The organism is Trebonia kvetii (assembly GCF_007827045.1).
Classification (GTDB): domain Bacteria; phylum Actinomycetota; class Actinomycetes; order Streptosporangiales; family Streptosporangiaceae; genus Trebonia; species Trebonia kvetii.
In genome coordinates, this window is sequence record NZ_RPFW01000003.1 from 329357 (window position 1) to 350830 (window position 21474).

Below are 21474 nucleotides of genomic sequence, written 5' to 3' on the forward strand. Positions count from 1 at the left end.
AAAGCAGGACCGTACCGAACGGTTTCCTGCTTCGCCTGCCCCGCCACCGGCTACGCCGCGTTGAAGTTGCCGGCGACCGAGGTGCCAAGGGGAGCCTGCGCGGTGTCCGCGGGGAGCGATGACGGCTTCACGAAGCTGCTGCCGTGCGGACCAGCATGGACCGCCATATGGGTTGCGCTGCCTGCCAGATACTGCGACCAGGACAGGAACCACTGCGTCCAGCCGTCGTCCCACTTGCCGGCCTTGGAGCTGCTGGTGATCGTGATCGGATTGCCGGGGATGGCCAGGTTGTAGTAGATCTGCGCGTCCTCCGGCGCCAGGTTGACGCAGCCGTGGCTCACGTTCGATGTGCCCTGGTTGACCACGGACCACGGCGCGGAGTGGTAGTAGTCGCCGCTGTAGGTGAACCTGACGGCCCAGTTGACCAGCTCGTTGTAGTAGCCGGGGCTGCCCTTCTTGCCGCCGCCGATCATGCGGACCGGGTTGGCCTTCTCCACCGACAGGTACGTGCCGTCGGGCGTGGGCATCGTCTCCCGCCCGGTGGAGATCGGCCAGTTGTACTTGAGCTGCCCGTCGATGTAGATCTGGGTCCGATGGCTCGCCGTGTTGGCGACGGCGATGACCGACTGGCCGATGCTGAACGTCTGGCTCAGGTCGTGGATGCCGTAGACGCCGGGAGCGCCCTCCACGCCGTCGAGATGGCTGGTGAAGCTCACCGTGGTGTTGGCGGGCCAGTAGTCCCGCGGCCGGAAGTCGAGCTGCTGGTCGCCGTCCCAGTACCAGGCGCCGGTCACCGGGTTGGACGTGGTGAGGGTGAGCGCCCGCTCGACGGCGGCCTTGTTGGTGATCGGGTGGTCGAAGCTAAGCATGATCGGCATGCCCACCCCGTAGGTGGCGCCCGCGCCTTCGAAGATCTGGGTGTGGAACGCGGTGGCCGGCGTCAGCGTGGTGAACTTGCTTGTCGCGGTGACCGGGTGTCCTGAGCTGTCGGTTCCCTTGGCGGTCACCGTGTAGGACGAGCCGGTGGGCAGGGCATAGCTGGTGTGCCAGCTGGTGCCGGCGGCGCTGAGCTTGCCCGTGACGGCGTGCTCGCTTGTCGTCTTGACGCTGACGCCGGTGAGCTTGCCGCCGTGGGTCGCCGTGACGGTGATGCCATCGCCTGGGCTCGCGTTCTTCGTGCCAGGCGCCGGCGAGATCTGCAGGTACTTGGTGACCTGCGTGGCGGACTTGCTCGCCACCGCGGTGGGGTTGAGCTTGGTCGCGGTCGGCGTGCTGCCCTGGCATGCGGTCAGGAGCAGGGCCGCGGCGGCAGTCAGGGCGGCCGCGGCGAACCGCGGTGCGCGGCGGCTTGCCGCTCGGCACACGTTCACGCTGGCTGACCTTCCTTCCCTCCGGGCAACGAACCCGGTGCGGGGCAATGCGTCAATAGCGTCATCGCTCACGTTATCGGACGTATGGCAGGGTCCTCGGCGATTGGCTAGTTTACTGCCCGTCCGGGGCATCGGCGGGGCGGTCCGCGACGGGCGCCGCCGTGCTGCGGCGCCGGCCGGCGCTGGCCCGTCCTGAGCTGGCCCGTCCTGAGCTGGCCCGTCCTGAGCTGGCCCGTCCGGCGGCGGACCGGGCAATGGCGAGGCAGAGCGCGAGCGCGGTGACGCCCACGATGACCCATTCCGGCCACGCGCTCAGCCGGTCGGCCAGCGTGGTGTAACCGATCAGCGGTACGCGTGCCTCGAGTTCCGCCTGCTGCCACGTACCGCTGCTCGCGATCAGGTTCCCGTCGGGCGCGACGATCGCGCTGTACCCGGTGGTGGACGCGACTACCACTGCGCGGTCGTGCTCGACCGCGCGGATGCGCGCCATGGCGAGCTGCTGGCCGGTCTCCCCGGTCTGCCCGTCGCGCTCGAATGTGGCGTCGTTGGTCTGCATCGTCAGCAGGTTGGCCCCGTCGGCGACGTCGGACCGGACCAGGTCGTCGAACCCGATCTCGTAGCAGATGACGTCGCCGAGGCGGATCTGGCCGACGGCGAAGATGTGGTTCACGTGTCCGGGAGTGAAGTTCTGTGGCTGCAGCGCGGTTAGCGAGGTGATTTTGCTGAGCAGGCTGCGGAACGGGATCACCTCGCCGAACGGCACCAGCCGCCGTTTCACGTACATCTGAGTCGGCCCCTCGCGGGGCAGCCAGAGCAGGCCTGCGTTGCGCACCGGCCCCTGAAGCACGGCGCCGACCAGGATCGGGCGGTCTATCGCGATGGCGGCGCTCGCGATTTCCTGGTAGACGGGCGCGTACTTGGTGGGGTCGATGTCGGTGGAGTTCTCCGGCCAGATCACCAGGTCGGGCCGCGCCGCCTGGCCGGCGGCCACCTTGGAGGCGAGCTTGTCGGTTGCCGCGACGTGGTTGAGCGTGACCGTCCAGGCGTTGAGCTGCTCCGCCAGCGTCCTGGCCCGGGGCACGTTGCCCTGAATGGCTGCGACCTCGGCCGTCTTCGATCCGGCAGGGACGGGGTCGAGCGGCAGCACCGCGGGCAGGCAGGCGAGCGCCGCGGTGACGGCGAAGGCCGCGACGGCACGGATGGTGCCGTGCCGGTTTGCCCGGCGTTCCGGCGACAGCAGGCCGAGCAGCAGCCAGCCGAGCGCCGCCCCGGCCAGCGCGACCGCGAAGGTCAGCAACGGCGCGCCGCCGATCGCGGCCCAGCCCCGGGTCGGGGCGGTGGCCTGGCTCATCGCGAGCCGGCCCCAGGGGAAGCCGCCGAAGGGCCAGCGGTCGCGCAGGGCCTCCGCGGCCACCCACCAGCCTGCCACCGCGAATGGCCAGCCGGGCAGCCGGAGCAGCAGTCGCTGGGCGACGGCGAGCACCGCGAAGATGACCGTGTCGGCAAGGGCGAGGGCGAGCCACGCGTACCAGGCGACGTTGAGCGTCCAGGACAGCAGCGGGAAGAAGAAGGCGGCGCCGAACACCAGCCCGGTGAGCAGTGAGCCCCGTAGCGTCCTGCCGGACAGCGCGACGACGAGCAGGGCCGGGCCTGCCACGGCGAGCGGCCAGATCCCGGCCGGGGGGAACGCCGCGGCGAGGGAGAGCCCGCCCGCCAGGGCCGCCAGCAGCGCCCAGGTCAGCCGCAGCGGCTTGGGTTCCTGCCGCTGCGTGGCCTGCTCGCTGACGTCGGCCTGTCGGATGATCACCTACAGAGGGTAAGCGGAGAACGCGCGCGACGCGAAGCGGGCAACTTTTGCTATTTACGTGAACATGGCATTCCGCTGCGTTATATTCGGTGCGGTTGAGACAGCCTCCGGGGGGCCGGTGGGTTGAGCTCTGGACATTCTGGCGGTGGCGGGCCGGTTCGGCCGCCACGGGGAGGCGCCAGGCGGACTGGGTTCAGTTTCCTCGTGCTTTCCGCATGCGTACGGGTCGGCATGCGCACAAGGACAGTGTTGTGATTCGCATTCGTTATAAAGACTTTTCCGCTGGAACACACACCACAGGCGGCTTCCACGGTGTGGCGAGGCATCGTGCCGGCGGGGTCACGGTCTACCTGGTTCCCGGGCTGACCGTCGGGCAGCGCAGGGCGGTGCTCAGGCGGCTGCGCTGGGAGGCCAGCCGTGGCTTCGGCCCGCCGCTGCCGCTGCTCGCGCTGGTGCTGGCGTTGTGCGCCGACAAGGTGCGGACCACCGCTGGCACCGGGGCGGCGCTCATCCGGCTGCATCCTGCGGTGACGCTGCTGCCCGGCGTCTTCATCGCGGCCGTGATGACGCTCTTCGTCCTCGCCTCGGCGGGCAGGACCGTCGAATTCACGCCGGGGTCGCAGGTGAGCGGTCTTGCCCTGTCGCAGGGCGGCGCAGGCCAGGTCGGCGGTCGCCCGCAGACGTCACCCGTCGAGGACGCGCAGGTGTTCGCCGTGGGCAATCCCGGCCCAGCTCAGGGCAATGACGGCGGCCAGCCGCTCGGCCTCGGGGACCTGGCCCACGGCAAGCGCGCCCACGGCCAGGCTCCCCGGCGGAATGCTCAGCCAGCGATCGGCCTGCCGGAGTCGCCTGGCACACCCGCGATCGCCCAGCGGCCGGGCCCGCGGGACTTGGCACGGTAAAGGGCGGCGTCCGCGTCGGCAACCATCTCCGCTGACGTGGCGGATCCCGTCGCGCGCTCGGCGATGCCCGCGCAGGCGGAGATGCAGACCCGTCCGATGCGCAGCGCCACCGGGCGGCTCAGCTCGGCGAGGATGGCCCTCGCCATCATGATCATCCGGCTGGCGCCGGGAGACGCATCCGCCACGACGATGAACTCGTCGCCGCCGATCCGCCCGGGGAGGGCGCCGAAGGCGATCGCGGTCTCGCAGATGCGCCTGGACACCGTGATGAGCAGTTCGTCGCCTGCCTGGTGGCCGTAGCGGTCGTTGACCGCCTTGAATCCGTCGAGGTCCACGTAGCAGACGCCCACGCTGTCGCCGTGGCCGCCGTCAAGCGCGGCGGAGAGCCCGGCGAAGATCGCTGCCCGGTTGGGCAGGCCGGTCAGCGGGTCGTGCGTCGCCTCGTGCATGAGCCGTTGGCTGATGCTTCGCTGCGCGTCGAGCTCGGTCCGCATGAGGGATTCCTGCTCGGCGAGTGTCCGGTCGCGCAGCGCGTGCACGTAGCCGTTCGCCAGGGCGCCCGACACCTCGGCGACGCGCCGCTCTAGCTCGCGCGCCGGACAGGCCAGGTAGTCGGTGAGCATCTCGGGCAGCCGCAGCATGAGCACCCGCAGCGACCGGCCAAGGACGTCGGCGGCCACGAAGTTGGCCCTGACGAGTGCCTGGCCGATGGCCGAGGCCTGGGCCGGCCGGAACGGCTCACCGAAAAGGATTGCGAGGAGCATCGCGGACTGGGCGGTAAGAAAGGCCCAGGAGCCGGACGGATCCGCGGGGACGACGTCTTGGCCCGACTGCTCGCCGTCCTCGCCCAGGGCGAGCGTCGTGAGCCACACGCTGGCTAGACGCACCGCCGGCGCGGCGCTGGCGGCGGACGGTGCCGTAACTGCCGTCTCTGCCATGGCAGGCTCCTATCGGGAACCAATGGGATGAGCGTGTGATTGGTTCCGTGCGTCACTATAGGCGATCTATCCAATACAAGTAGTGTCAATCACGATTTTCTGTGATCGCATGCTCGCGCTGCGCTTATGAGTAATCGCGCAGGTGTGGGTACCTATTGACGGTGTTCTCCGTCCTGACTTGCGAAGTTCAGTCGGTCGGGCATCGTCAAAGACCAGGGTGCACGGTCCGGGTAGCGTTGATATCGGTAACCGTGGCCGCTGGCAGTAACCCGAGATGGCAGGTAACGGATATGTCCAGTTCGGACGGCACAGACATCACCGATGAGGCCGCCGCGCGGCAGGATGACGCCGCCGCGCGGCAAGCGGCCGAGGTCGCCGTCGAATTGACGGAGTCCGGCGGGCCGCCGGACACCAGGCGGCTGGCCAGAGGCCTCCGCGCGGTCGCGGACCGGGCCTCGACGGCGGTGACGGCCGCCACGGCAACCGCCAGGCGCGGCACGGCCACCGCGGCGCGCCGGGGCGCGGAGGGCGCGCGCAAGGGGGCGGCCGGAGCCGGCCGCGGCGCGCGCAAGGGGGCCGGCTCCGCGGGCCGCGGCCTGTCGGCCGGCATGAGCTGGCTGACCGGGCAGGCGGTGGCGATGGGGCCGCGGCTGCGCATTCGCGACCAGGCCACGCTGCGCACGCAGTTTCCCGGCCTGACCGACGACGCCATCGCGCAAGTGCTCATCGACCGGGCGGCGCGGGCTGCGGCGGCCGTCGGCGGAACCACCGGCGCGTGGGCCGCGCTGCCGGTGCTCCCCGCGTTCCCCGCCGAGATAGCGGCGGAGACGCTGGCCATCGTGGGGATCGAGGTCAAGCTGGTCGCGGAACTGCACGAGATCTTCGGCGTGGCCGCGTCGGGCACCCCCACCGAGCGTGCGCGCGCCTACCTCGGATCGTGGGCGTCCCGCCGGGGGGTGTACCGGGTGGAGGGCGGTCTGCTGCTGGTGGCGGGATCGCCGCTGGCCAGGCAGCTCACCCGCCGCCTGGCGGCGCGGGTCCGCAGGTCGGCCTTCTCGCTCGGCCCGTTTTTCACCGGCGCGGTGGCCGGCGCGCTGATCAACAGGCGGGAAACAAGGAAGCTCGGCAACCTGATCCGCGACGAATTGCGGGGCAACATCAGGACGGTCACCGCCACCGTTCTCGACTAGGGTCCCGCCGCCATAGGCACGTGGTCGCGGCGGCGATACGGCAGTAGGCGGCTGGTTGCCGCAACCGTCCGGGAGGGCTGCCGGTGGCAGTGTCCGGGTGCCGGGTGGCACACTGGCCAACGTGACGGGCGGACTGGGGTATGCGACCGCCGCGGGGCGATGGGTGCTCGCGGCCACGGTGCTCGGATCCGGGATCGCTGCGCTTGACTCCACCGTGGTCGGCATCGCGCTGCCCGCGATCGGGCGGGACTTCCATGCCTCGGTGGCCGGCATGCAGTGGGTCATCGACGGCTACACGCTGCCGCTGGCCGGCTTGCTGCTGCTCGGCGGCGCGCTCGGCGACGTCTACGGCCGCCGCAAGATCTTCGTGATCGGCACGATCTGGTTCGCGATCGCCTCACTCGCCTGCGGCCTCGCGCCAAGCGCCGGCTTCCTCATCGCGGCCCGCGCGGTGCAGGGCGTGGGTGCCGCGTTGCTCACCCCGGGTAGCCTGGCGATCCTGCAGGCGTCCTTCAACCCGGACGACCGAGCGCGGGCCATTGGCGCCTGGTCAGGGCTTGGCGGTGTGGCCACTGCCATCGGGCCGTTCCTCGGCGGCTGGCTGATCGGCGCGGTGTCCTGGCGGCTTGTGTTCTTCATCAACCTGCCACTGGCGGCCGCCGTGGTGGCCATCGCGCTGCGGCACGTTCCCGAGTCGCGGGCACCGGGACCCCGCCAGCCGCTCGACGTCCCCGGCGCGATGGCCATCAGCCTGTCGCTGGCCGGTATCACCTACGGTCTCATCGAAGCCTCCGCGCACGGGTGGACGTCGCCTCAGGTGCTCGCCAGCCTGATCGCTGGCGTTGTGCTGCTCGCCGCCTTCTGCGTCATCGAGACCCGTAGCAGTCATCCAATGCTGCCGCTGGGGGTGTTTCGCAGCCGCCAGTTCTCGGCGGCGAACGCGGTCACGTTCGTGGTCTACGGCGCGCTCGGCGGCGCCCTCTTCCTCGTTCCTGTCGTGCTTCAGGAGGTCAGTGGCTACAGCCCGCTGGCGGCGGGGGCGGCGCTGCTGCCGCTGACGGTGATCATGCTCCTGCTGTCCGCGCGCTCGGCGGCGCTCTCCGCCCGGATCGGCCCGCGGCTGCAGATGACCGTGGGGCCTCTGCTGATCGCCGCGGGCATGCTGCTGTTCACCCGGGTCCAGGGCGACGGGAATTACGTCACCGAGGTCCTGCCCGCGGTCCTGGTGCTCGGCCTCGGGCTCGCCACCAACGTGGCGCCGCTCACGGCCACGGCGCTGTCCGCCGCGCCAGCCGAGCACTCGGGCATTGCGTCGGCCGTCAACAACGACGTGGCCAGGTCGGCGAGCCTGATCGCGGTGGCCGTGCTGCCCACCCTGGCAGGCCTCACCGGTGACGCGTACCTGCATCCGGCGGCGCTTACCCAGGGCTTCCACACCGCCATGACGATCTCCGCCGTCGCGGCGGCAGCCGGCGGCATCCTGGCCGTCGCGACCATCCGCAACCCGCTCAGGCGGGCCCGCCCGCAGGCCGAGCCTGCCCCGTCCGGGCGGCCCGTCCCTGGCGGCACAGTTCCTGCAGGCACGGTCCCGGCAGGCGCGACCGCGGCAGGCGCGACCCCGGCGGGCGCGACCGCCGGCGAAGGCGCCGTCAGCTACCTGCACTGCTGTGCACTGGACGGTCCCCCGCTCGCCACTACCCCCCACGAGCCACAGCAGCCCCAGTAGTCCTCGAAGCCAACGACGCCACCCCCAGTGGGGGAGATCCGGCTGCGTCGTCCACGGCGACAAGAGATTTCATCAACGAGCTTTGGGTGCCCCAAGGCAGAATCCGGCGAGGGCCGGGGCGAGCTTCTGCTCGCCCCGGCCCTCATGGGTAACTTGCCTAACTCGCCTGACGGGACGCTGCCGCCTCCGGTCGGGTTACGCGGTGACCCTGCCGCCGCGGGCCGGGTCGCGCACCTCGAGGGCGTGCACGATCCGCTCCGTCGTCGCTTCGTGCGCGGTGAGGTCGGCGAGCGCCAGCACGCCAACCGCGATCGCGTCGGCGAAGACCAGCCAGGTCAGGGCCGTTCCGGAGAAGGAGACCGCCGCGATGGCCGACCAGAGCGCCGTCAGGGCGATCAGGCCGTGGCCGATGCGGCGCGAGCTCTTCTTCGCCAGGACCGCGCTGGCCGCGGCCAGGACTGTGATCCCGGCGGACACGCCGAACGCCGTCCAGCCGGCCGTGCCGGCCGCCCAGGCCATCGACGTGACCGTAAGGAAGGAGCCTGCCACCACGAACAGGCTGTCAAGCAGGAAACGAGAGCTGAGCTTCATGACTGAGCACCTCCCGTGCGCCGCCCGTGGCGGCGCAACCGTGTCCTGAGTACACAAAGGCGGGTCGTTGCCAGGCCACCTGCTCTCAAGGTGGTCGTCCGGCTCGTCTGGCGGCTTCCTGCGCCGCCACTCGTCTGTAGCGCGATGGCGGTACGCGGTATTTCTTGGCGAATTGTCTACTAGGTCACATTCTGTCCGCCGGGTCGCGCGGCGGAGGGAGGGCGGAGCCACGCACTCGTTCGGACCGCCCGTCCCGTCGCGGGGACTACCGGGTGCGGGCGGATAACCTCTGCAGGGACAGGTCTTCGAGAGGATTCAGCATGACAGGCGATGAAACGCTGGCCACGGAGGCGGTGCGGGCGGCCGCGCGCGCGGCCCGCGCAGCGGCGCCCAGCCTCGCGGCGGCTTCCGATGAGGCGATCGACGCCGCGCTCGGGGCGATGTCCCAGGCCCTGACCGACGCCGCGCCAGCGGTGCTGGCCGCCAACGCCGAGGACATGCGCGCGGCCGAGGAGAACGGCCTGCCCGCCGGGGTCCGCGACCGGCTCAGGCTCGACGCGGACCGGCTCAAGTCGATGGCCGCGCAGCTCGAGATCCTCGCCGGGGTCGAGCCGGAGCCCGCCTCGCGCAAGGTGCGTGACCTGCCAGGCGGCCTCGTGCTGTCCGAGCGGCGCCGTCCGGTCGGCGTGATCGGCGCGAACTTCGAGGCCAGGCCGAATGTCGTGGTGGACATCGCGTCGCAGCTCGTGAAGTCGCGCAACGCGGGCGTGCTGCGCACCGGGAGCGCGGCGCTGCGTTCCGCGATCGCGCTCGCCGACGAGGTGATCGCGCCCTCGCTCAAGGCGGCGGGCCTCGACCCCGCGGCCATCCAGCTGGTCCGGGTGCCCGGGCAGGCCGCCGCGTACGCGCTCGTCCGCGAGGCGAAGCTGATCCCGCTCGTCATCCTCCGCGGCAGCGGCGACTCCACGCGGGCGCTCGCCGCCGAGGGGGCGGCGCACGGCGTCCGCACCCTGGCGCACGCCGACGGCGGCGGGGTCCTTTACCTTCACTCCTCAGCCGAACGGGTGCCTGCCTCCGCCCTCATCGCGAGCAGCCTCGACAGGCTCGGCGTGTGCAACCGGCTCAATCTGCTGCTCCTCGACAGTCAGCTGTGGGACGCGTGGCTGCCAGACATCACCGGGCAGCTGGCCAGCCTCGGGATCACGGCCTCGCTGCCGCCGCACGACCACCCGCTCGGGTACGAGTGGGCGCTGGACTCCGACCGCGAGGCCACCGTCACCATCGCGCCGGCCGCGAGTCCGGCCGAGGCCGCGGCGATCGCCAACGACCAGACTTCGGGCCTCGCGGCGGGCATCGCGGCCGCGGACGAGGGTGCGGCGGCGGAGTTCCTCGCCGCCTACACGGGCACCGGCGCGTTCTGGAACGCGACGACCAGGCTGCTCGACGGGTTCAAGCTGTTCGAGGTGCCGGAGACCGGGATCAACCTGGATGCGGTACCCGGACCGCGCGGCCCGGTGACCTTCCGTGACCTGTCGCTGCGCCAGCTCGTGGTGACGCCGGCCACATAGCGGGGTCAGGGCCCCGGTTCCCGGCTGGCTCGCGGGAGCACTGATATGGCGGTTTTCGATCTTGATGGTCATTTCGCTGCGCGGCGATGGCCTATGTGCCGATACTCAGCATGTGGTGGGCGACGACTTCGCGCGAGTGCTTGTGGACGCGCAGGGCGGAAGCGAGGAACAGTTCGCTGTCCTGTGGCGTGATGCGAACCCCGCTCTCCTTCGGTATCTCCGCGTCATCGCTCCGGAGAATGCCGAGGACATCGCCGCGGAAACCTGGGTTCAGGTGGTCAGGGGCCTGACGCGCTTCACCGGTGACGAGGGGGCGTGGCGGGCCTGGCTGTTCACCACGGCGCGCCGTCGCCTGCTCGACCACGCGAGACTGCAGCGCCGGCATCCGGCGGAACCGCTCGATGAGATCAACGCCACTGAGGAGCCGAGGTCGGCGGACACGGCCCAGATCGCCCTCGACAACCTGGCCACGGAGTCCGCGATGGCGCTGGTGAACCGGCTGCCAACGCAGCAGGCCGAGGTGATCATGCTCCGGGTGGTCGCCGGGCTCGATACCGACGCGGTCGCCGACCTCCTCGGCAAAACCCCAGGCAGCGTCAGGGTGACCGCGCATCGCGGGCTGAAACGGCTGGAAGCGCTGCTATGCCAGGCCGGTGTTACCTCACGGGCGGGTGTAACGCTTTGAGCCGATATGGCGTTCCGGACGATGACATGCCAGATCGCCTGCCGCCGAGCTGGGGTCACGAACCGGAGGACGGTCGCGACCTCGATGCCCTGCTGTCCGGGCAGGCGCCGCTGTCCGTCGAGGAGATCCTGACTGACGAGGCCCTGCTCGCCGGGCAACTGGCGGGCGTCTCCGACTCGCAGCGTCCGGTGGCCGGTGCGATGTTCGCATTGCGGTCCGCGCCCGCGGAGAGTGAACTCGCGGGCGAGGCGGCGGCACGGGCCGCGTTCCGCGCGCTGATCGCGCCGCTCGGCACGGGGCCACAGCACACCCTGGTGCTGCCGGTCCAGGGTGCTGGCCAGGGTCCGCGCCCACCTGCCAGGCACCGCCACCGGCGGCGCGCAGGCGGCCGAGGGGGCTGGCAGGTCATGGCGATTGTCGGCTCGGCCGCGGCGCTGGTGGCCGTCGGCGCCGCCGCGGTGACCGGCGCCTTCGCCGGCTCAGCAGGACCTCGGGGGCAGTCCGCCAACCCGAGCGCGGCGCAGCTGTCCACCCAGGCGGGCGCCAGCCCGAAGGGGACGCATCCGGCCGTGCTCGGCACTGGCACCCAGGAGCCAACCCCGAGCGCTACCCCGAAGGCCTCTGCCACGCCCGGCGTGACGCCGGGGCACGGCGCATCGCAAACGACCGACGCGCTCTGCGGCCAGTATTTCGAGTTCTTCTTCCATCACTCGCACGGGAGCAGGACGAAGGATCAAGCGCTCGTCGAGCAGCTGAGCCAGCTAGCCAAGTCCGACTCCCCGCAGAAGATCATCCACTACTGCGCCGACCAGCTCGGTCATCAGTGGTGGACGCCGTCTCCGTGGCCAACGCCGCCTGGTGCCACGGCGGGGCCTGGGTTTCCCTACTCAGGCAACGGTGACGGCAGCGGCAGGCAAGGTAACGGCGCGGGAACGGGCCAGGCAGGATCCGGCCAGGCCAGCTCGGGGCCTGGCGGCAGTGGAGACAGCGGCCCGGGGTCCGGCGGCTCGCGGTAGGCTCCGGCCGGCCGACGGCAGGTCAGGACGGTTCAGTCAGGGTGGCGACGATCCGCGAGCAAGCCTCCTCGAAGGCCGTCCGTTCCGCGTCGCTCAGCCGGTCGAAGACCAGGCCGCGCACGGCCGCGACGTGCCGTGGCGCCGCCGCGCCGATGAGTTCGGCACCTGCGGCGGTGAGCTCGATCAAGGCGCCGCGCCCGTCGGCTGCGCACTCCCGCCGCGACACCAGGCCGCGGCGTTCCATCCGGGTGAGCTGATGCGACAGCCGGCTCTGCTCCCAGTTGAGCGCCTCGCAGATCTGGAACGGGCGCAGCCGGTGGCAGGGTGACTCGCTGAGCTGGACGAGAACCTCGTACTCGGGCAGCGTGAGACCGCAGTCCTGCTGCAGCTGCCGGTTCAGTGCGGCGGGAAGCAGCGAGCTCATCCGCAGGTAGGTCCGCCAGGCCCGCTGTTCGTCGTCGCTGAGCCATACCGCAGTCATGCGGTCAGCATAGCGCGGTGATTATTGATGGATCATGTACCCGATGGTGAGCGGAGCGGCACTCAGCGCGGACCCTGGCGGTTGCCCGGCGGACCCTGGCGGTTGCCCGGCGGACCCTGACGGCCGCCCGGCGGACCCTGACGGCCGCCCGGCGGCCGCTGCGGCGCGACCTCGGTCATGGCCTGGCGGCGCGGACCGGACCAGGGCGCGGGCACCGCGTCGATCGCCGCGGCGATCTGGTAGGCGGCCGTCTCGTAATTGACCCGCCAGCCGGCGAAGTCCGGCCACGCGTCGGCCGGCTGGCGGGACATAGGGAAGCCGACCTCATCCATCCGCGCGACCGCGTCGAGGAACTCCTCGTAGGTCAGGGTGATGCCCGCGTTGGGGTCGGCCTCCTCAGGCACGTCGATGCCCATCGCCCGGGCGACCCTGGCAAGGCAGCCGAACCCGGCGCGCAGGCAGAGCCTGGCCGGCACGGTGGGCGCCTTCTCAGGCGACAGCGACAGGATGAGCGCGGCCGAGTCCAGTATCGCGAGCAGCGAGATTACCCACGACGAGTACGGCTGGGGCGAACGGAAGCGGACGAGCGGCAGGTACGTGGTGTGGCTCTCTGCCACGTCAGCGGACCAGCGCTCCCACGTCCGGTACAGGTCGGGGAGGGTGTCGAGGGTGGACACCCCAGAACCGAGCGCGTAAAACGACCTGGCGAGCAGCTCGGGTCCCCAGCTCGGCACGCCGGCCCGCGAAGCGAGCAGCGCAACCTCGGTTTCCCGCCGGTTGAAGGCGGAATACAGGGTTGGCAGGTAACCGATTTGCAGCGCGACCACCACCATGCCGGTGGCCGCCGCGACGAAGACGATCACGGCGGGCGTCGTACCCGCCGGTTCTGCGAAGCCCAGAGTGAAGATCGACGACCCGGCGTCGGCGAGCGCCACTGTGATGCTTCGCCCTGGTGACGGCCACAATGCGAGCGTGAAGCCGACCAGGAAGATGAGGAGCCAGGCCGCGAGCTGCCCGACCAGGATCGCCGCCGCCTGGGTGGCGAGGATCCTGTCGCGCCGCTTGTAGCTGGACACTGGGTGGGTCACCACGTGGTAGACGGCGAGTACCAGCCGGTCGACGAGCCGGGTCAGCCAGGAGCCGACCGGCCGCGGGACGATCAGCGTGCCGATCACCGACTGCCAGCCGGTCAGCACGAGCAGCATGCCAATAGCCGCCGCGACCCACCGTGCCGCAACCGGAACGACCATGCACAGAAGCTAGCAGTCCCCGCGCGATGGGGGCGGCGAGCCTGCCGGAGTGACGTCGATCAGGTAACCAGTGCCGCTTGCCACCAGGTAGTAGTTGGTCGTCCAGGTGTTGCACGCGCTGCCGTCGCCGCTGTCGGAAGGATTCTGGTGGCTGGTGAATGCCACGGTGGCGGTAAGGCCGCTTGACGTCTGGCTGAGTGCGGTCAGCGTTATCCCGGAGTCCGTGGTCGACCGATAGCCAGAAGCGAACTTCGACTGCGGCTGGTTGGCCTGCTCGCGCGTGGTGAGCGTGCTCGCGTACTCCGCGTAGTTGTGCGTGTTGATGCCGTCGAAGCGCTTATTCAGGAGCTGCTGTACCGCGGGCACCGCCGCGCCCGACACACCGGGGCCGACGGCCACGAGGTTCGCCGGCGACGAGGAGGAACCAGAACTGGACGCGGACGCGCTTGCGCTCGCCGGCGGCGACCCGGTGCCGGTCGCGGGCTGCGTCACACCGGACGGGCTGCTCGCCGCCGGCGTCGACGCGGGCGGCGACGACGGGCCGGCGGTTGAGTGCTTGCCGAGGCGCGTGGCGAGCGCGTACGCGCCGCCGCCTGCCGCGAGCACGAAGATGACGGCGAGCACGACAAGCAGGGCCCTCCTGCCGCCTCCGCCGCGCTGCGGCGGTCCTCCCGCCGGTCCCGGCGGGTAGGGTGCGCCGTACACGGGGGCGGGGGCCGTGGGGTACCCGCCCGGCGCCGGAGGGGCGCCGTAGCCTGCTGGCGCCGGGGGAGGATAGCCGCCTGGGCCCTGCGCGGCCGGCCGCACCGTCTCGGTGGGCTGCTGCCAGTACGTGTCTGGCCCGCCGCGTGGCGGTTCCGGCGCCGCGGCGGGCTGCGCCGAGCTGTACCAGGAGGCGAACGGGTCCGGCTGGCCGGCCTTGGCTCCTGGCGGGTCGATCAGGGTGTCCCGTGGCGACATGTCAGTGCGGGTGGCGTCGGCGGGCGCCGTCCAGCCCGAGGCTTGGGTGGCCTGCTCGCCCGGCGCGGCAGGGGAGTCGTCGAACTCCGTACCGCAGCTGCCGCAGAATCGCACGTTCCCGTTGCGCGGCGTCCCGCAATTAGCGCAGAAGCCCATTACCGCCCGTCCGTTCCGCTATGGTGACGCTTCCGACCTTCGACTGACATTACCGCCCAAGTCGGTCCCGGTGTGAACACTCTTTTCTAGTGCGGAAGGTCAGGAAGACGAGCGAGGCGAACGAAAGAACCCCGGACCGCCCGCCAGCCGTTAAGGCTGGCTGCGGTCCGGGGTTCTCGCCGGGTGCCGTGACCACGTTCCGGCTTACCGGTCGTGCCGGTGGCTGCCCCTCGTCAGCACCAGGATGATCCCGACAAACAGCACCAGCCAGATCAGCGGCTGGAAGAAGAACACGCTCGTGAAGGCGTGCCAGGCTACGTTCGCGCAGATCAATGCCAGTGCCAGCACAATGAGCGGCCGCATGATTCCGCGCCTGCGCCGCGTCCGGTACGGAGCTGACGGCGCGCCAGTAGCAGCCGGCCCCGCCTCCGCGGTGGAGTCGGTGTCTGGCAGGTCGTCGAACAGCCCGGCAAGGTCGCCGCGCGTCTTGGCGGCCATCGTCCGGCCGACTCGCTCGTCGAATTCGGCCTGGTCGAGACGGCCGTCGGCGTAGTGCCTGCCGAGTTCCTCAGCGACCGCGCTGCGCTCGGCGTCGGAAACCCGCATGTGCTGGTCGGAGTAGCGGATGCGGCGCGACCACTGCTGCGTGGTTGACGGTGACATGACGATTGCTCTCCTGTTTCTCTTGCTCATGCCGCTACAGGCTGCGCTGAACGGACTCGAGCAGCGAGGCGGCGATGGACTGCTCCGCGCCCTCTTCCGGGATCAGCAGCAGGCAGGCGATGTACGCCGGGACGCCGGCCAGGCCGAGGAACGTGAAGACGGCGAAGGCGACGCGGACCAGCGTTACGTCGATCGCGAGGTAGTCCGCGATGCCGGCGCACACGCCGGCGATCATGCGCCCGTTATAGGCGCGGCGAAGCGGCGGCCGGCCGGCCAGGCCGGCGGGCGGTTGCTGCCGGGTGGTGTCCCCGGCCTGGTTCTGGGTGGTGTCACCGAAAGTGCTCATGGCATAAGTCTTCTGCGCCTCGCGTGTTCGCGGTATTAGGACAAGCCCTGGCTCAACCCCCGGTGCACCCTGAGACACCCCAGGCCGGCCTCAGGGAAAGCCCGGATGGCCTCGAAGGCGGTTTACGGGCGATGATGGTGAGATGCAGGAACCGAGCGAGCAACCATGGCCGCCGTTCCGGTTCCAGGACCGGCCGGAGCAGCCTGCGGGCGAGCACCGGCATGGCCCGCATTCCTGGCAGGGGCCGGGATACCGGGACGACGCGCACGAATGGGCCAGCCACTGGGGCAACCGTGCCAGGCGCTGGTGGGGCCGCGGCGACGGCGAGCCGCTGCGGCGTAACCCCGAGGACCGGCTGGCCGGCGGCCTCGCGGCGGGTCTGGCCGCATGGCGCGGCTTCAGCCCCAACACGGTGCGGATCGTGCTCGCCGTCCTGGCGTTCGTCAGCTCCGGCTGGGCGGTGCCGTTCTACTTCCTCGGCTGGCTGCTGATCCCGGTTCGCGGGCAAGAGACCACCATCGCGAGCAAGGCACGGCATGACTCGGCCGGTGTCGCGCTCGCGCTCGCCCTGGGGTCGCTGCTCGGCGCCTTCCTGTTCCTGGCGGGCGCGTTCAACGACGGCGCGATCGGCGTCTACGGCTGGCCGCAGGTGTTCAGCCTTGCCTTCCTCACGCTCATCTGGCGCAACGCGCCGGACGACGAGCGGGCCGCGTTGAGCCATCTCGTCCAGCCGTTGGAGAGCCTCGGCAGCGGCACGGCTTCCCGCCGCGGCACCAGGCTGCGGCTGCTCGGCTCGGCGGTGCTGCTCGCCGTCGGGCTTGGCTGGCTGCTCAGCCTGCACGGCGGGACCCAGCTGCTCGCGCCGCTCAGCGGCTTCCTGCTTGTCGCGGCCGGGATCGTGCTGCTGTTCGGGCCCTGGTGGCTCAGGATCGCCCGTGACCTGGTCTTCGAGCGGCAGGCGCGGGCGCGCGCCGAGGAGCGGGCGGACATCGCCGCCCGGGTGCACGACTCGGTGCTGCAGACGCTCGCGCTCATCCAGCGGCGCGCCGAGGATCCGCAGGCGGTGGTGCAGCTTGCCCGCGCCCAGGAGCGCGAGCTGCGGTCCTGGCTGTTTGAGGGTCGTGCGCCAGGCGACGCGGACGTCTCCTCGGTCGCCGAGGGAGTGCGCCAGATCCAGCGGGACGTCGAGGCGCTGCACGGCGTGCCCGTCGAGATCGTGACCGTTGGCGACTGCCCGCTCGACGAGCACCTGAACGCCCTGCTCGGCGCGGCGCGTGAAGCCACGGTGAACGCGGCCAAGTGGTCAGGCGCGGCCGTCATCTCCGTCTTCGCTGAGGTGGAGCCGGATAAGGTCAATGTCGCCGTGCGCGACCGTGGCAAGGGCTTCGACCCGGACGCGGTCCCCGGCGACCGGAAGGGTGTCGCGGAATCCATCCGCGGCAGGATGAGCCGGCATGGCGGCGATGCGACCGTCCAGTCGGCGCCTGGGGAGGGCACGAAGGTGACGCTGACAATGCCCCGCCAGCCGGGGTCAAGAGATTCCGGGACAGCGGATTTCGGGGCGGCCCCCGCGGCCCCCGCGGCCCAGCCGCGGCCCGCGGAAGGGAAGCTGCGATGAGCACTCCGGCTGTACGGGCCGCCGGGCGTCCGCGCGTGGTCCTCGTGGACGACCACGGCATCTTCCGCTCCGGTGTCCGTCTGGAGCTCGGCCCGCGGGTCGAGGTCGTGGGCGAGGCGGAGGACGTGGCGCCCGCCGTTGAGCTGATCGGGCAGCTGTTGCCCGACGTCGTGCTGCTCGACGTGCACCTGCCAGGCGGCGGTGGTCATGCCGTCATCACCGAGGTCAAGAAGGACCACCCCGACATCAAGTTCCTCGCGCTGTCCGCCTCGGACGCGCCGGAAGACGTGATCGCGGTGATCAGGGCCGGGGCCAGAGGCTACGTCACCAAGACGATCTCCACCGCCGACCTGGCCGACGCGATCACCCGGGTCGCGGACGGCGACGCGGTGTTCTCGCACCGGCTCGCGGGTTTCGTGCTCGACGCGTTCGCGGCGGCGCCCGCGGCGGATGACATCAAGCCGTCGTTCGACCCGGAACTCGACCAGCTGACCACCCGCGAGCGTGAGGTGCTGCGGCTGATCGCCCAGGGCTACACCTACAAGGAGATCGCCAGGGAGCTGTTCATCTCCGGCAAGACCGTGGAGAGCCACGTCTCGTCGGTGCTGCGCAAGCTGCAGCTCTCCTCCAGGCACCAGCTCACCCGCTGGGCCGCCGAGCGCAAGCTGACCTAACCGGGGCAGAAGGTTCACCGATCCCCTTTATCCACCAAAGCCGGTCCTGCCAGCGGACCTCGGTACAATTCGGTTTCGTGGGTACCGAACTCCCCGACGACAACTTCAACCCCTCGCGTCCCCACGCGGCGCGCGTCTACGACTACCTGCTCGGGGGGAAAGTTGACGTTCTCCACACACCATAGCACACCGTCTAGGGTGTCTAGTCCGTCTCAGCCTTAAACGTCCCCTAGTTCGTGCCCCGAAGTCCGGGGAGCCCCAAGGTATCTTGACATCAAGAGACTTGCAGGGGAGCAATCCTAAGGCCGCTCGAAGCCCTTACATACCTTCGGTAAGGCCTTTATTGGTATATCTGCTGACCTGCAATGGTCTACTCCCTACCAAAACAGTAGGAATACCAGGTCAGAGGCTATCGTTTGCGACAGAGGCCCCAGGATGACCGCACCCGGCTACCTCAAAAGCCGAGGGGGTGTCAGGGGTGGTGACACCCCCTCGGGATCAAGGGGCCTCAGGGGCCAAGTGGCTAGGCCTCGGCACGGAACGTCCCCCAATTCGGGACAACTTCCACTAGCCCAGCCTCACCCATGCGCCCGAGGGCCTTAGCGACACTCGCACGCGATGTCTCGTATTCCTCGGCCAGTTGGGCAACCGAGGGCAGGCGTTCCCCAGGCCCCCACTCGCCCGCCGCTATGCGTCGGCGTAGGTCGGTCTCAACACGGGCACTGGGTGTCTCGCGTCCCCTTGGCCTCTCGGCTTCCACCTGCCCATGATCGCAAACACGTCTCTACCAGCGATGACCGTCTATGCCCACTGCCCTAGATATCTGTGTCTGCCCCGTCTACCCTGTCTATATGGGACCAAGCAACGGAAGGGACGGACATGGGGCCGCACGGGTATCAGTCGCCACTGGAAAGGCAATGGACAGACCAAGTAATCCGAAAGCGCAGGTTCGTACAAGCGAACCCTGACGTTGAAATCGTGTCCCCCAGGACCATGGGGGGCAATGAATGGGTGGCTAGCTGGCCTGAGGAAAACGGGTCAACCACTATTCACCGTAGCGACCTTACGTTTCTGCTCGATGCGCTGGAACAGAGATTCCCTACGCAGGAAGCAACCGAATAACCCGAGGGGACGCAAAAGGCCACCAGCCTCACGGGGGACTGGTGGCCTCTTGCTATTCGGCATCCTCGGGGGAAATACACCCCTGCCTTATTGTTTCACCCTCGGCAGCATCGGGCCTCTTCTGAGTCCATCCCCGCAAACCCTGCCACATTTGTTCACTGTCTTCCCGTAGCCACCTATCCAGCGTGGCGCGGGTAATCCCAAGATGCTTGGCAACCCTAGTCTTAGGTAGCCCCAGGGATGCCACTTGCCGGATAGCCTCAGTCTTCCATTCCTCGGGATGCCCAGTCCTACCGGGGCGATAGTCGGACGACAACCATTCTTGCAGTATCAATGTTGCTCACTTCTAGTGATGTATCATTTCCAGTCGCATTCATGGAAATAACATGCCCAGGGAAGGGGAAAGTGCAGGTCAGGGGGGCATAAGAGCCCTGTTGGCCTATCCGGGGCCTCACGCCGCACCTTCAAGCCGGGCGAACATGAAATACTCGCCGGCGCACTCGCCGTCATGCAGCCACACGTCTTGAGCCGGGTAATACCGGCCGCCGTCCGCTGAACCCTCTACAGGATTCCCGCACCAATGACAGGCTTTGAAGCTCACGTCGCGCATGCGCGTATCTGTAAGCGTGGACAAGCCTAGGGGGAGGAGCCCGCGGCGGTTGTGGCGAATCTTCGGGCGAGGCCCCATCGTTACCTGCGACATGATGTCGCTAGTCCCGAGTGCGCCCGCCCTTCTGGCACACGATGTGACCAAAGTCGATCGCGCGCTTCTACGAACTCGCCCAGGTGATCGAGGGCCTGGGGGAAGTCTTGTCCACGCTTACAGGGCGATAAGTGGCACAGTCACCGGCTCGATCGTGAGACTGTGCCACCTATGTAGTATTAGTAGTACTTGAAATCCTTCTAACCTCTACCAATTACTTTTGATAAGTCAATACTCGAAATCTTCGAATCTTCGAAGACTTAAGGGGCCTCGGGAGTCGGCCGGCGTTCCCCCAGGTAGTTGAAGGTTCGGGCCGCGGCGCGGCCTGCCTCTTCCAAGGCATTCAAGGTTAGGGCGCCTGGCGGCGCCTTTTCCTCCAGGGCGTTCAATCCTCCAAGGTTCTTGGCGGGATTGATAGGTGGCACACTGTCCACGCTTACAGTGATTATGAGTACGGCAAACGCACCCGAAGACCTGCGATGCCATCTCCGCCGTTCAAGGCTTAAAGCCGGGAGCGTAAGGAATCTCCGTTTGGGTCGGGCCAAACGTTGAGAATCCTTACCCTTCCGGCTTTTCTGTTATCCGAGGTTACCCGAACATGACCGCGATACTCGACTATACCGAGCCCGTTGACGCCGCCACGATTGCAGTTCGTGAGCATCTTCAAAACCCCTCAATCCCCGTTACCAGGCTGTGTAAGGATCACGGGGTTGCGCGAAGGACCTTCTACCGGAGGCTAAAGACCCTCGCGCCTTCTGAGGATTCCAAGCCTGAGACGGCTGGGAACCCTTCCCCCCAGGCCGTTGACATGCCTAATCCCGAGGCGCCTCGCACTGTCATATGCGTTCAGGGATGCGGGGAAACCGTTGCGATCGATGATGATGAACCGATTCTTCAGCATCTTGTCTGGTGCCCAGGTAGTGACTGGCTTATACGTAATGACGCCCGCAAGCGGCTTAGGAGTCTGGGATGTTCGATTCGCCTGCCATCCAGTACGTCTATGAAATGCACATCGCAGCCGGCAACTACTCTCATGCCGTCGAACTCCTCGAAGCCCACGGAAGCCGAGACGTCACCCGCGAACCCTCCGGAAGCGCGCATGATCATCCCTGAAGCTCCGGAAGGCGAGTTCGCTACCGCGGCGGCGGAAATCAAAGTGTCCGTGTGGGGTTATCCGGAGCCTGACAGTAGTTACCTTGATCTTTGGTCGGCCAAGTTCGAACCTGATACGGGTGATATCCGCGAGGGATTCACGACCGAAGAGTATATGCGGAAGCGCATGGCAGGGCTAAGGAAAACTTCGAGCCGCTACGCCCACACAGTCACAAGGCCCTGATGATGAACGATCGTGAGCGCGCCGGGAAACGCGTTATCCGGCGTAAGCATGTTGAGATCCATAGCGAAGCGCTGAATCTGACTTTCCGTTGTCCTGTCAATGATCTTCGCGCCGCGCGTCTTGAGACGATCGTCCTAGCACATGAGGAGCTTGCAGAGCAGGCGCAAACCGAGACCTTACGCCACACAACGAGGAGACACCCGATGAGCATCGCAAAGCAGCTAAAGCCCGGAGAGCTGGGCTATGACCCTGAACTCTGGGAGCCTAGCGATAGCGGTACAGGTCAGAGTGCAGAACAGTGGCTAGCCGAGCTGAACGATAACGCTAATGCCGAAGGTCCGCTAGGCGTGGCGGCGCGAGCCGCACTCAACC

At 68.9% G+C, this 21474-nt stretch carries 22 protein-coding genes; 10 read left to right on the forward strand and 12 right to left on the reverse strand.

From position 1 onward, the window contains the following. Positions 1-50: 50 nt before the first annotated feature. On the reverse strand, positions 51-1370 hold the full coding sequence (locus EAS64_RS16305; protein WP_187365962.1) for a L,D-transpeptidase: 1320 nt from the start codon (positions 1368-1370) through the stop codon (positions 51-53). Positions 1371-1482: 112 nt separating this feature from the next. Further along, complete coding sequence (gene lnt, locus EAS64_RS16310; RefSeq protein ID WP_145853855.1) at positions 1483-3177, reverse strand: apolipoprotein N-acyltransferase; 1695 nt, start codon at positions 3175-3177, stop codon at positions 1483-1485. Positions 3178-3491: 314 nt separating this feature from the next. Here lnt and EAS64_RS16315 point away from each other — a divergent pair, with 314 nt between their 5' ends. Next, a complete protein-coding gene (locus tag EAS64_RS16315; RefSeq protein ID WP_145853856.1) occupies positions 3492-4079 on the forward strand; it encodes a hypothetical protein in 588 nt (195 codons plus the stop codon). On the opposite strand, the gene EAS64_RS16320 is transcribed toward EAS64_RS16315, so the two are convergent. After that, positions 3998-5017 carry a GGDEF domain-containing protein gene (locus EAS64_RS16320; protein WP_145853857.1) on the reverse strand — a complete coding sequence of 340 codons (1020 nt, stop codon included), beginning with the start codon at positions 5015-5017 and terminating at the stop codon, positions 3998-4000. The genes EAS64_RS16315 and EAS64_RS16320 overlap by 82 nt on opposite strands. Before the next feature lie 290 nt (positions 5018-5307). On the opposite strand from EAS64_RS16320, the gene EAS64_RS16325 reads away from it, so the two are divergent. Both EAS64_RS16325 and EAS64_RS16330 read left to right on the forward strand, forming a co-directional pair. Next, a complete protein-coding gene (locus EAS64_RS16325; RefSeq protein ID WP_187366043.1) occupies positions 5308-6207 on the forward strand; it encodes a hypothetical protein in 900 nt (299 codons plus the stop codon). Positions 6208-6328: 121 nt separating this feature from the next. Then, positions 6329-7933 (forward strand): DHA2 family efflux MFS transporter permease subunit, encoded by a 1605-nt coding sequence (locus EAS64_RS16330; RefSeq protein WP_246115718.1) that lies wholly within the window; start codon positions 6329-6331, stop codon positions 7931-7933. Positions 7934-8128: 195 nt separating this feature from the next. Here the strand turns inward: EAS64_RS16330 and EAS64_RS16335 are convergent, their stop codons facing one another. Further along, a complete protein-coding gene (locus EAS64_RS16335; RefSeq protein ID WP_145853860.1) occupies positions 8129-8524 on the reverse strand; it encodes a hypothetical protein in 396 nt (131 codons plus the stop codon). A gap of 320 nt (positions 8525-8844) precedes the next feature. Between EAS64_RS16335 and EAS64_RS16340 the strand changes: the two genes are divergently transcribed. The 3 genes from EAS64_RS16340 (at position 8845) to EAS64_RS16350 (ending at position 11793) form a co-directional block, all read left to right on the forward strand. Next, entirely contained in the window at positions 8845-10092 is a 1248-nt protein-coding gene (locus EAS64_RS16340; RefSeq protein ID WP_145853861.1) for an aldehyde dehydrogenase family protein, read from the forward strand. 112 nt (positions 10093-10204) lie between these two features. Further along, complete coding sequence (locus tag EAS64_RS16345) at positions 10205-10777, forward strand: RNA polymerase sigma factor (protein ID WP_222849363.1); 573 nt, start codon at positions 10205-10207, stop codon at positions 10775-10777. A gap of 26 nt (positions 10778-10803) precedes the next feature. Beyond that, the gene (locus tag EAS64_RS16350) at positions 10804-11793 is read left to right on the forward strand and encodes a hypothetical protein (RefSeq protein WP_145853862.1); all 990 of its coding nucleotides are present in this window, start codon (positions 10804-10806) and stop codon (positions 11791-11793) included. A 22-nt stretch (positions 11794-11815) separates the two neighbouring features. On the opposite strand, the gene EAS64_RS16355 is transcribed toward EAS64_RS16350, so the two are convergent. The 5 genes from EAS64_RS16355 to EAS64_RS16375 all read right to left on the reverse strand — a co-directional run bounded on the left by EAS64_RS16355 (position 11816) and on the right by EAS64_RS16375 (position 15649). Beyond that, on the reverse strand, positions 11816-12274 hold the full coding sequence (locus tag EAS64_RS16355; protein ID WP_145853863.1) for a MarR family winged helix-turn-helix transcriptional regulator: 459 nt from the start codon (positions 12272-12274) through the stop codon (positions 11816-11818). Between the two features lie 62 nt (positions 12275-12336). Next, positions 12337-13524, reverse strand: coding sequence for a hypothetical protein (locus tag EAS64_RS16360; protein ID WP_145853864.1), 1188 nt, complete (start codon positions 13522-13524; stop codon positions 12337-12339). Positions 13525-13533: 9 nt separating this feature from the next. Beyond that, positions 13534-14598: a hypothetical protein gene (locus EAS64_RS16365; RefSeq protein ID WP_145853865.1), complete on the reverse strand. Its 1065-nt coding sequence runs from the start codon at positions 14596-14598 to the stop codon at positions 13534-13536. A gap of 246 nt (positions 14599-14844) precedes the next feature. Next, the gene (locus EAS64_RS16370; protein ID WP_187365963.1) at positions 14845-15303 is read right to left on the reverse strand and encodes a DUF1707 SHOCT-like domain-containing protein; all 459 of its coding nucleotides are present in this window, start codon (positions 15301-15303) and stop codon (positions 14845-14847) included. Between the two features lie 34 nt (positions 15304-15337). After that, a complete protein-coding gene (locus tag EAS64_RS16375) occupies positions 15338-15649 on the reverse strand; it encodes a PspC domain-containing protein (protein ID WP_145853867.1) in 312 nt (103 codons plus the stop codon). Between the two features lie 142 nt (positions 15650-15791). On the opposite strand from EAS64_RS16375, the gene EAS64_RS16380 reads away from it, so the two are divergent. From EAS64_RS16380 to EAS64_RS43620, 3 genes are all read left to right on the forward strand, one after another. Further along, on the forward strand, positions 15792-17267 hold the full coding sequence (locus EAS64_RS16380) for an ATP-binding protein (RefSeq protein WP_145853868.1): 1476 nt from the start codon (positions 15792-15794) through the stop codon (positions 17265-17267). Further along, positions 17264-17941 carry a LuxR C-terminal-related transcriptional regulator gene (locus tag EAS64_RS16385; protein WP_145853869.1) on the forward strand — a complete coding sequence of 226 codons (678 nt, stop codon included), beginning with the start codon at positions 17264-17266 and terminating at the stop codon, positions 17939-17941. The genes EAS64_RS16380 and EAS64_RS16385 overlap by 4 nt, the downstream gene beginning before the upstream one ends. A gap of 77 nt (positions 17942-18018) precedes the next feature. After that, a complete protein-coding gene (locus EAS64_RS43620) occupies positions 18019-18126 on the forward strand; it encodes an SAM-dependent methyltransferase (protein ID WP_187365964.1) in 108 nt (35 codons plus the stop codon). A 338-nt stretch (positions 18127-18464) separates the two neighbouring features. On the opposite strand, the gene EAS64_RS47475 is transcribed toward EAS64_RS43620, so the two are convergent. From EAS64_RS47475 to EAS64_RS43625, 3 genes are all read right to left on the reverse strand, one after another. Beyond that, a complete protein-coding gene (locus EAS64_RS47475; RefSeq protein ID WP_145853871.1) occupies positions 18465-18701 on the reverse strand; it encodes a winged helix-turn-helix domain-containing protein in 237 nt (78 codons plus the stop codon). 414 nt (positions 18702-19115) lie between these two features. Next, positions 19116-19397 (reverse strand): helix-turn-helix domain-containing protein, encoded by a 282-nt coding sequence (locus EAS64_RS47480; protein WP_145853872.1) that lies wholly within the window; start codon positions 19395-19397, stop codon positions 19116-19118. A gap of 117 nt (positions 19398-19514) precedes the next feature. Further along, positions 19515-19673, reverse strand: a complete 159-nt coding sequence (locus EAS64_RS43625; RefSeq protein WP_187365965.1) for a hypothetical protein — start codon at positions 19671-19673, stop codon at positions 19515-19517. Between the two features lie 691 nt (positions 19674-20364). Here EAS64_RS43625 and EAS64_RS16405 point away from each other — a divergent pair. Further along, positions 20365-21102 (forward strand): hypothetical protein, encoded by a 738-nt coding sequence (locus EAS64_RS16405; RefSeq protein WP_145853873.1) that lies wholly within the window; start codon positions 20365-20367, stop codon positions 21100-21102. Positions 21103-21474 lie beyond the last annotated feature (372 nt).

What these genes read in the sequence shown, in the direction of transcription:
- EAS64_RS16320 (WP_145853857.1), bottom strand. Translation starts at nt 5,017, where the DNA reads ATGGCAGAGACGGCAGTTACGGCACCGTCCGCCGCCAGCGCCGCGCCG.
- EAS64_RS16325 (WP_187366043.1), top strand. Translation starts at nt 5,308, where the DNA reads ATGTCCAGTTCGGACGGCACAGACATCACCGATGAGGCCGCCGCGCGG.
- EAS64_RS16335 (WP_145853860.1), bottom strand. Translation starts at nt 8,524, where the DNA reads ATGAAGCTCAGCTCTCGTTTCCTGCTTGACAGCCTGTTCGTGGTGGCA.
- EAS64_RS16340 (WP_145853861.1), top strand. Translation starts at nt 8,845, where the DNA reads ATGACAGGCGATGAAACGCTGGCCACGGAGGCGGTGCGGGCGGCCGCG.
- EAS64_RS16350 (WP_145853862.1), top strand. Translation starts at nt 10,804, where the DNA reads ATGCCAGATCGCCTGCCGCCGAGCTGGGGTCACGAACCGGAGGACGGT.
- EAS64_RS16355 (WP_145853863.1), bottom strand. Translation starts at nt 12,274, where the DNA reads ATGACTGCGGTATGGCTCAGCGACGACGAACAGCGGGCCTGGCGGACC.
- EAS64_RS16360 (WP_145853864.1), bottom strand. Translation starts at nt 13,524, where the DNA reads ATGGTCGTTCCGGTTGCGGCACGGTGGGTCGCGGCGGCTATTGGCATG.
- EAS64_RS16370 (WP_187365963.1), bottom strand. Translation starts at nt 15,303, where the DNA reads ATGTCACCGTCAACCACGCAGCAGTGGTCGCGCCGCATCCGCTACTCC.
- EAS64_RS16375 (WP_145853867.1), bottom strand. Translation starts at nt 15,649, where the DNA reads ATGAGCACTTTCGGTGACACCACCCAGAACCAGGCCGGGGACACCACC.
- EAS64_RS16380 (WP_145853868.1), top strand. Translation starts at nt 15,792, where the DNA reads ATGCAGGAACCGAGCGAGCAACCATGGCCGCCGTTCCGGTTCCAGGAC.
- EAS64_RS16385 (WP_145853869.1), top strand. Translation starts at nt 17,264, where the DNA reads ATGAGCACTCCGGCTGTACGGGCCGCCGGGCGTCCGCGCGTGGTCCTC.
- EAS64_RS43625 (WP_187365965.1), bottom strand. Translation starts at nt 19,673, where the DNA reads ATGCGCGACGTGAGCTTCAAAGCCTGTCATTGGTGCGGGAATCCTGTA.
- EAS64_RS16405 (WP_145853873.1), top strand. Translation starts at nt 20,365, where the DNA reads ATGACCGCGATACTCGACTATACCGAGCCCGTTGACGCCGCCACGATT.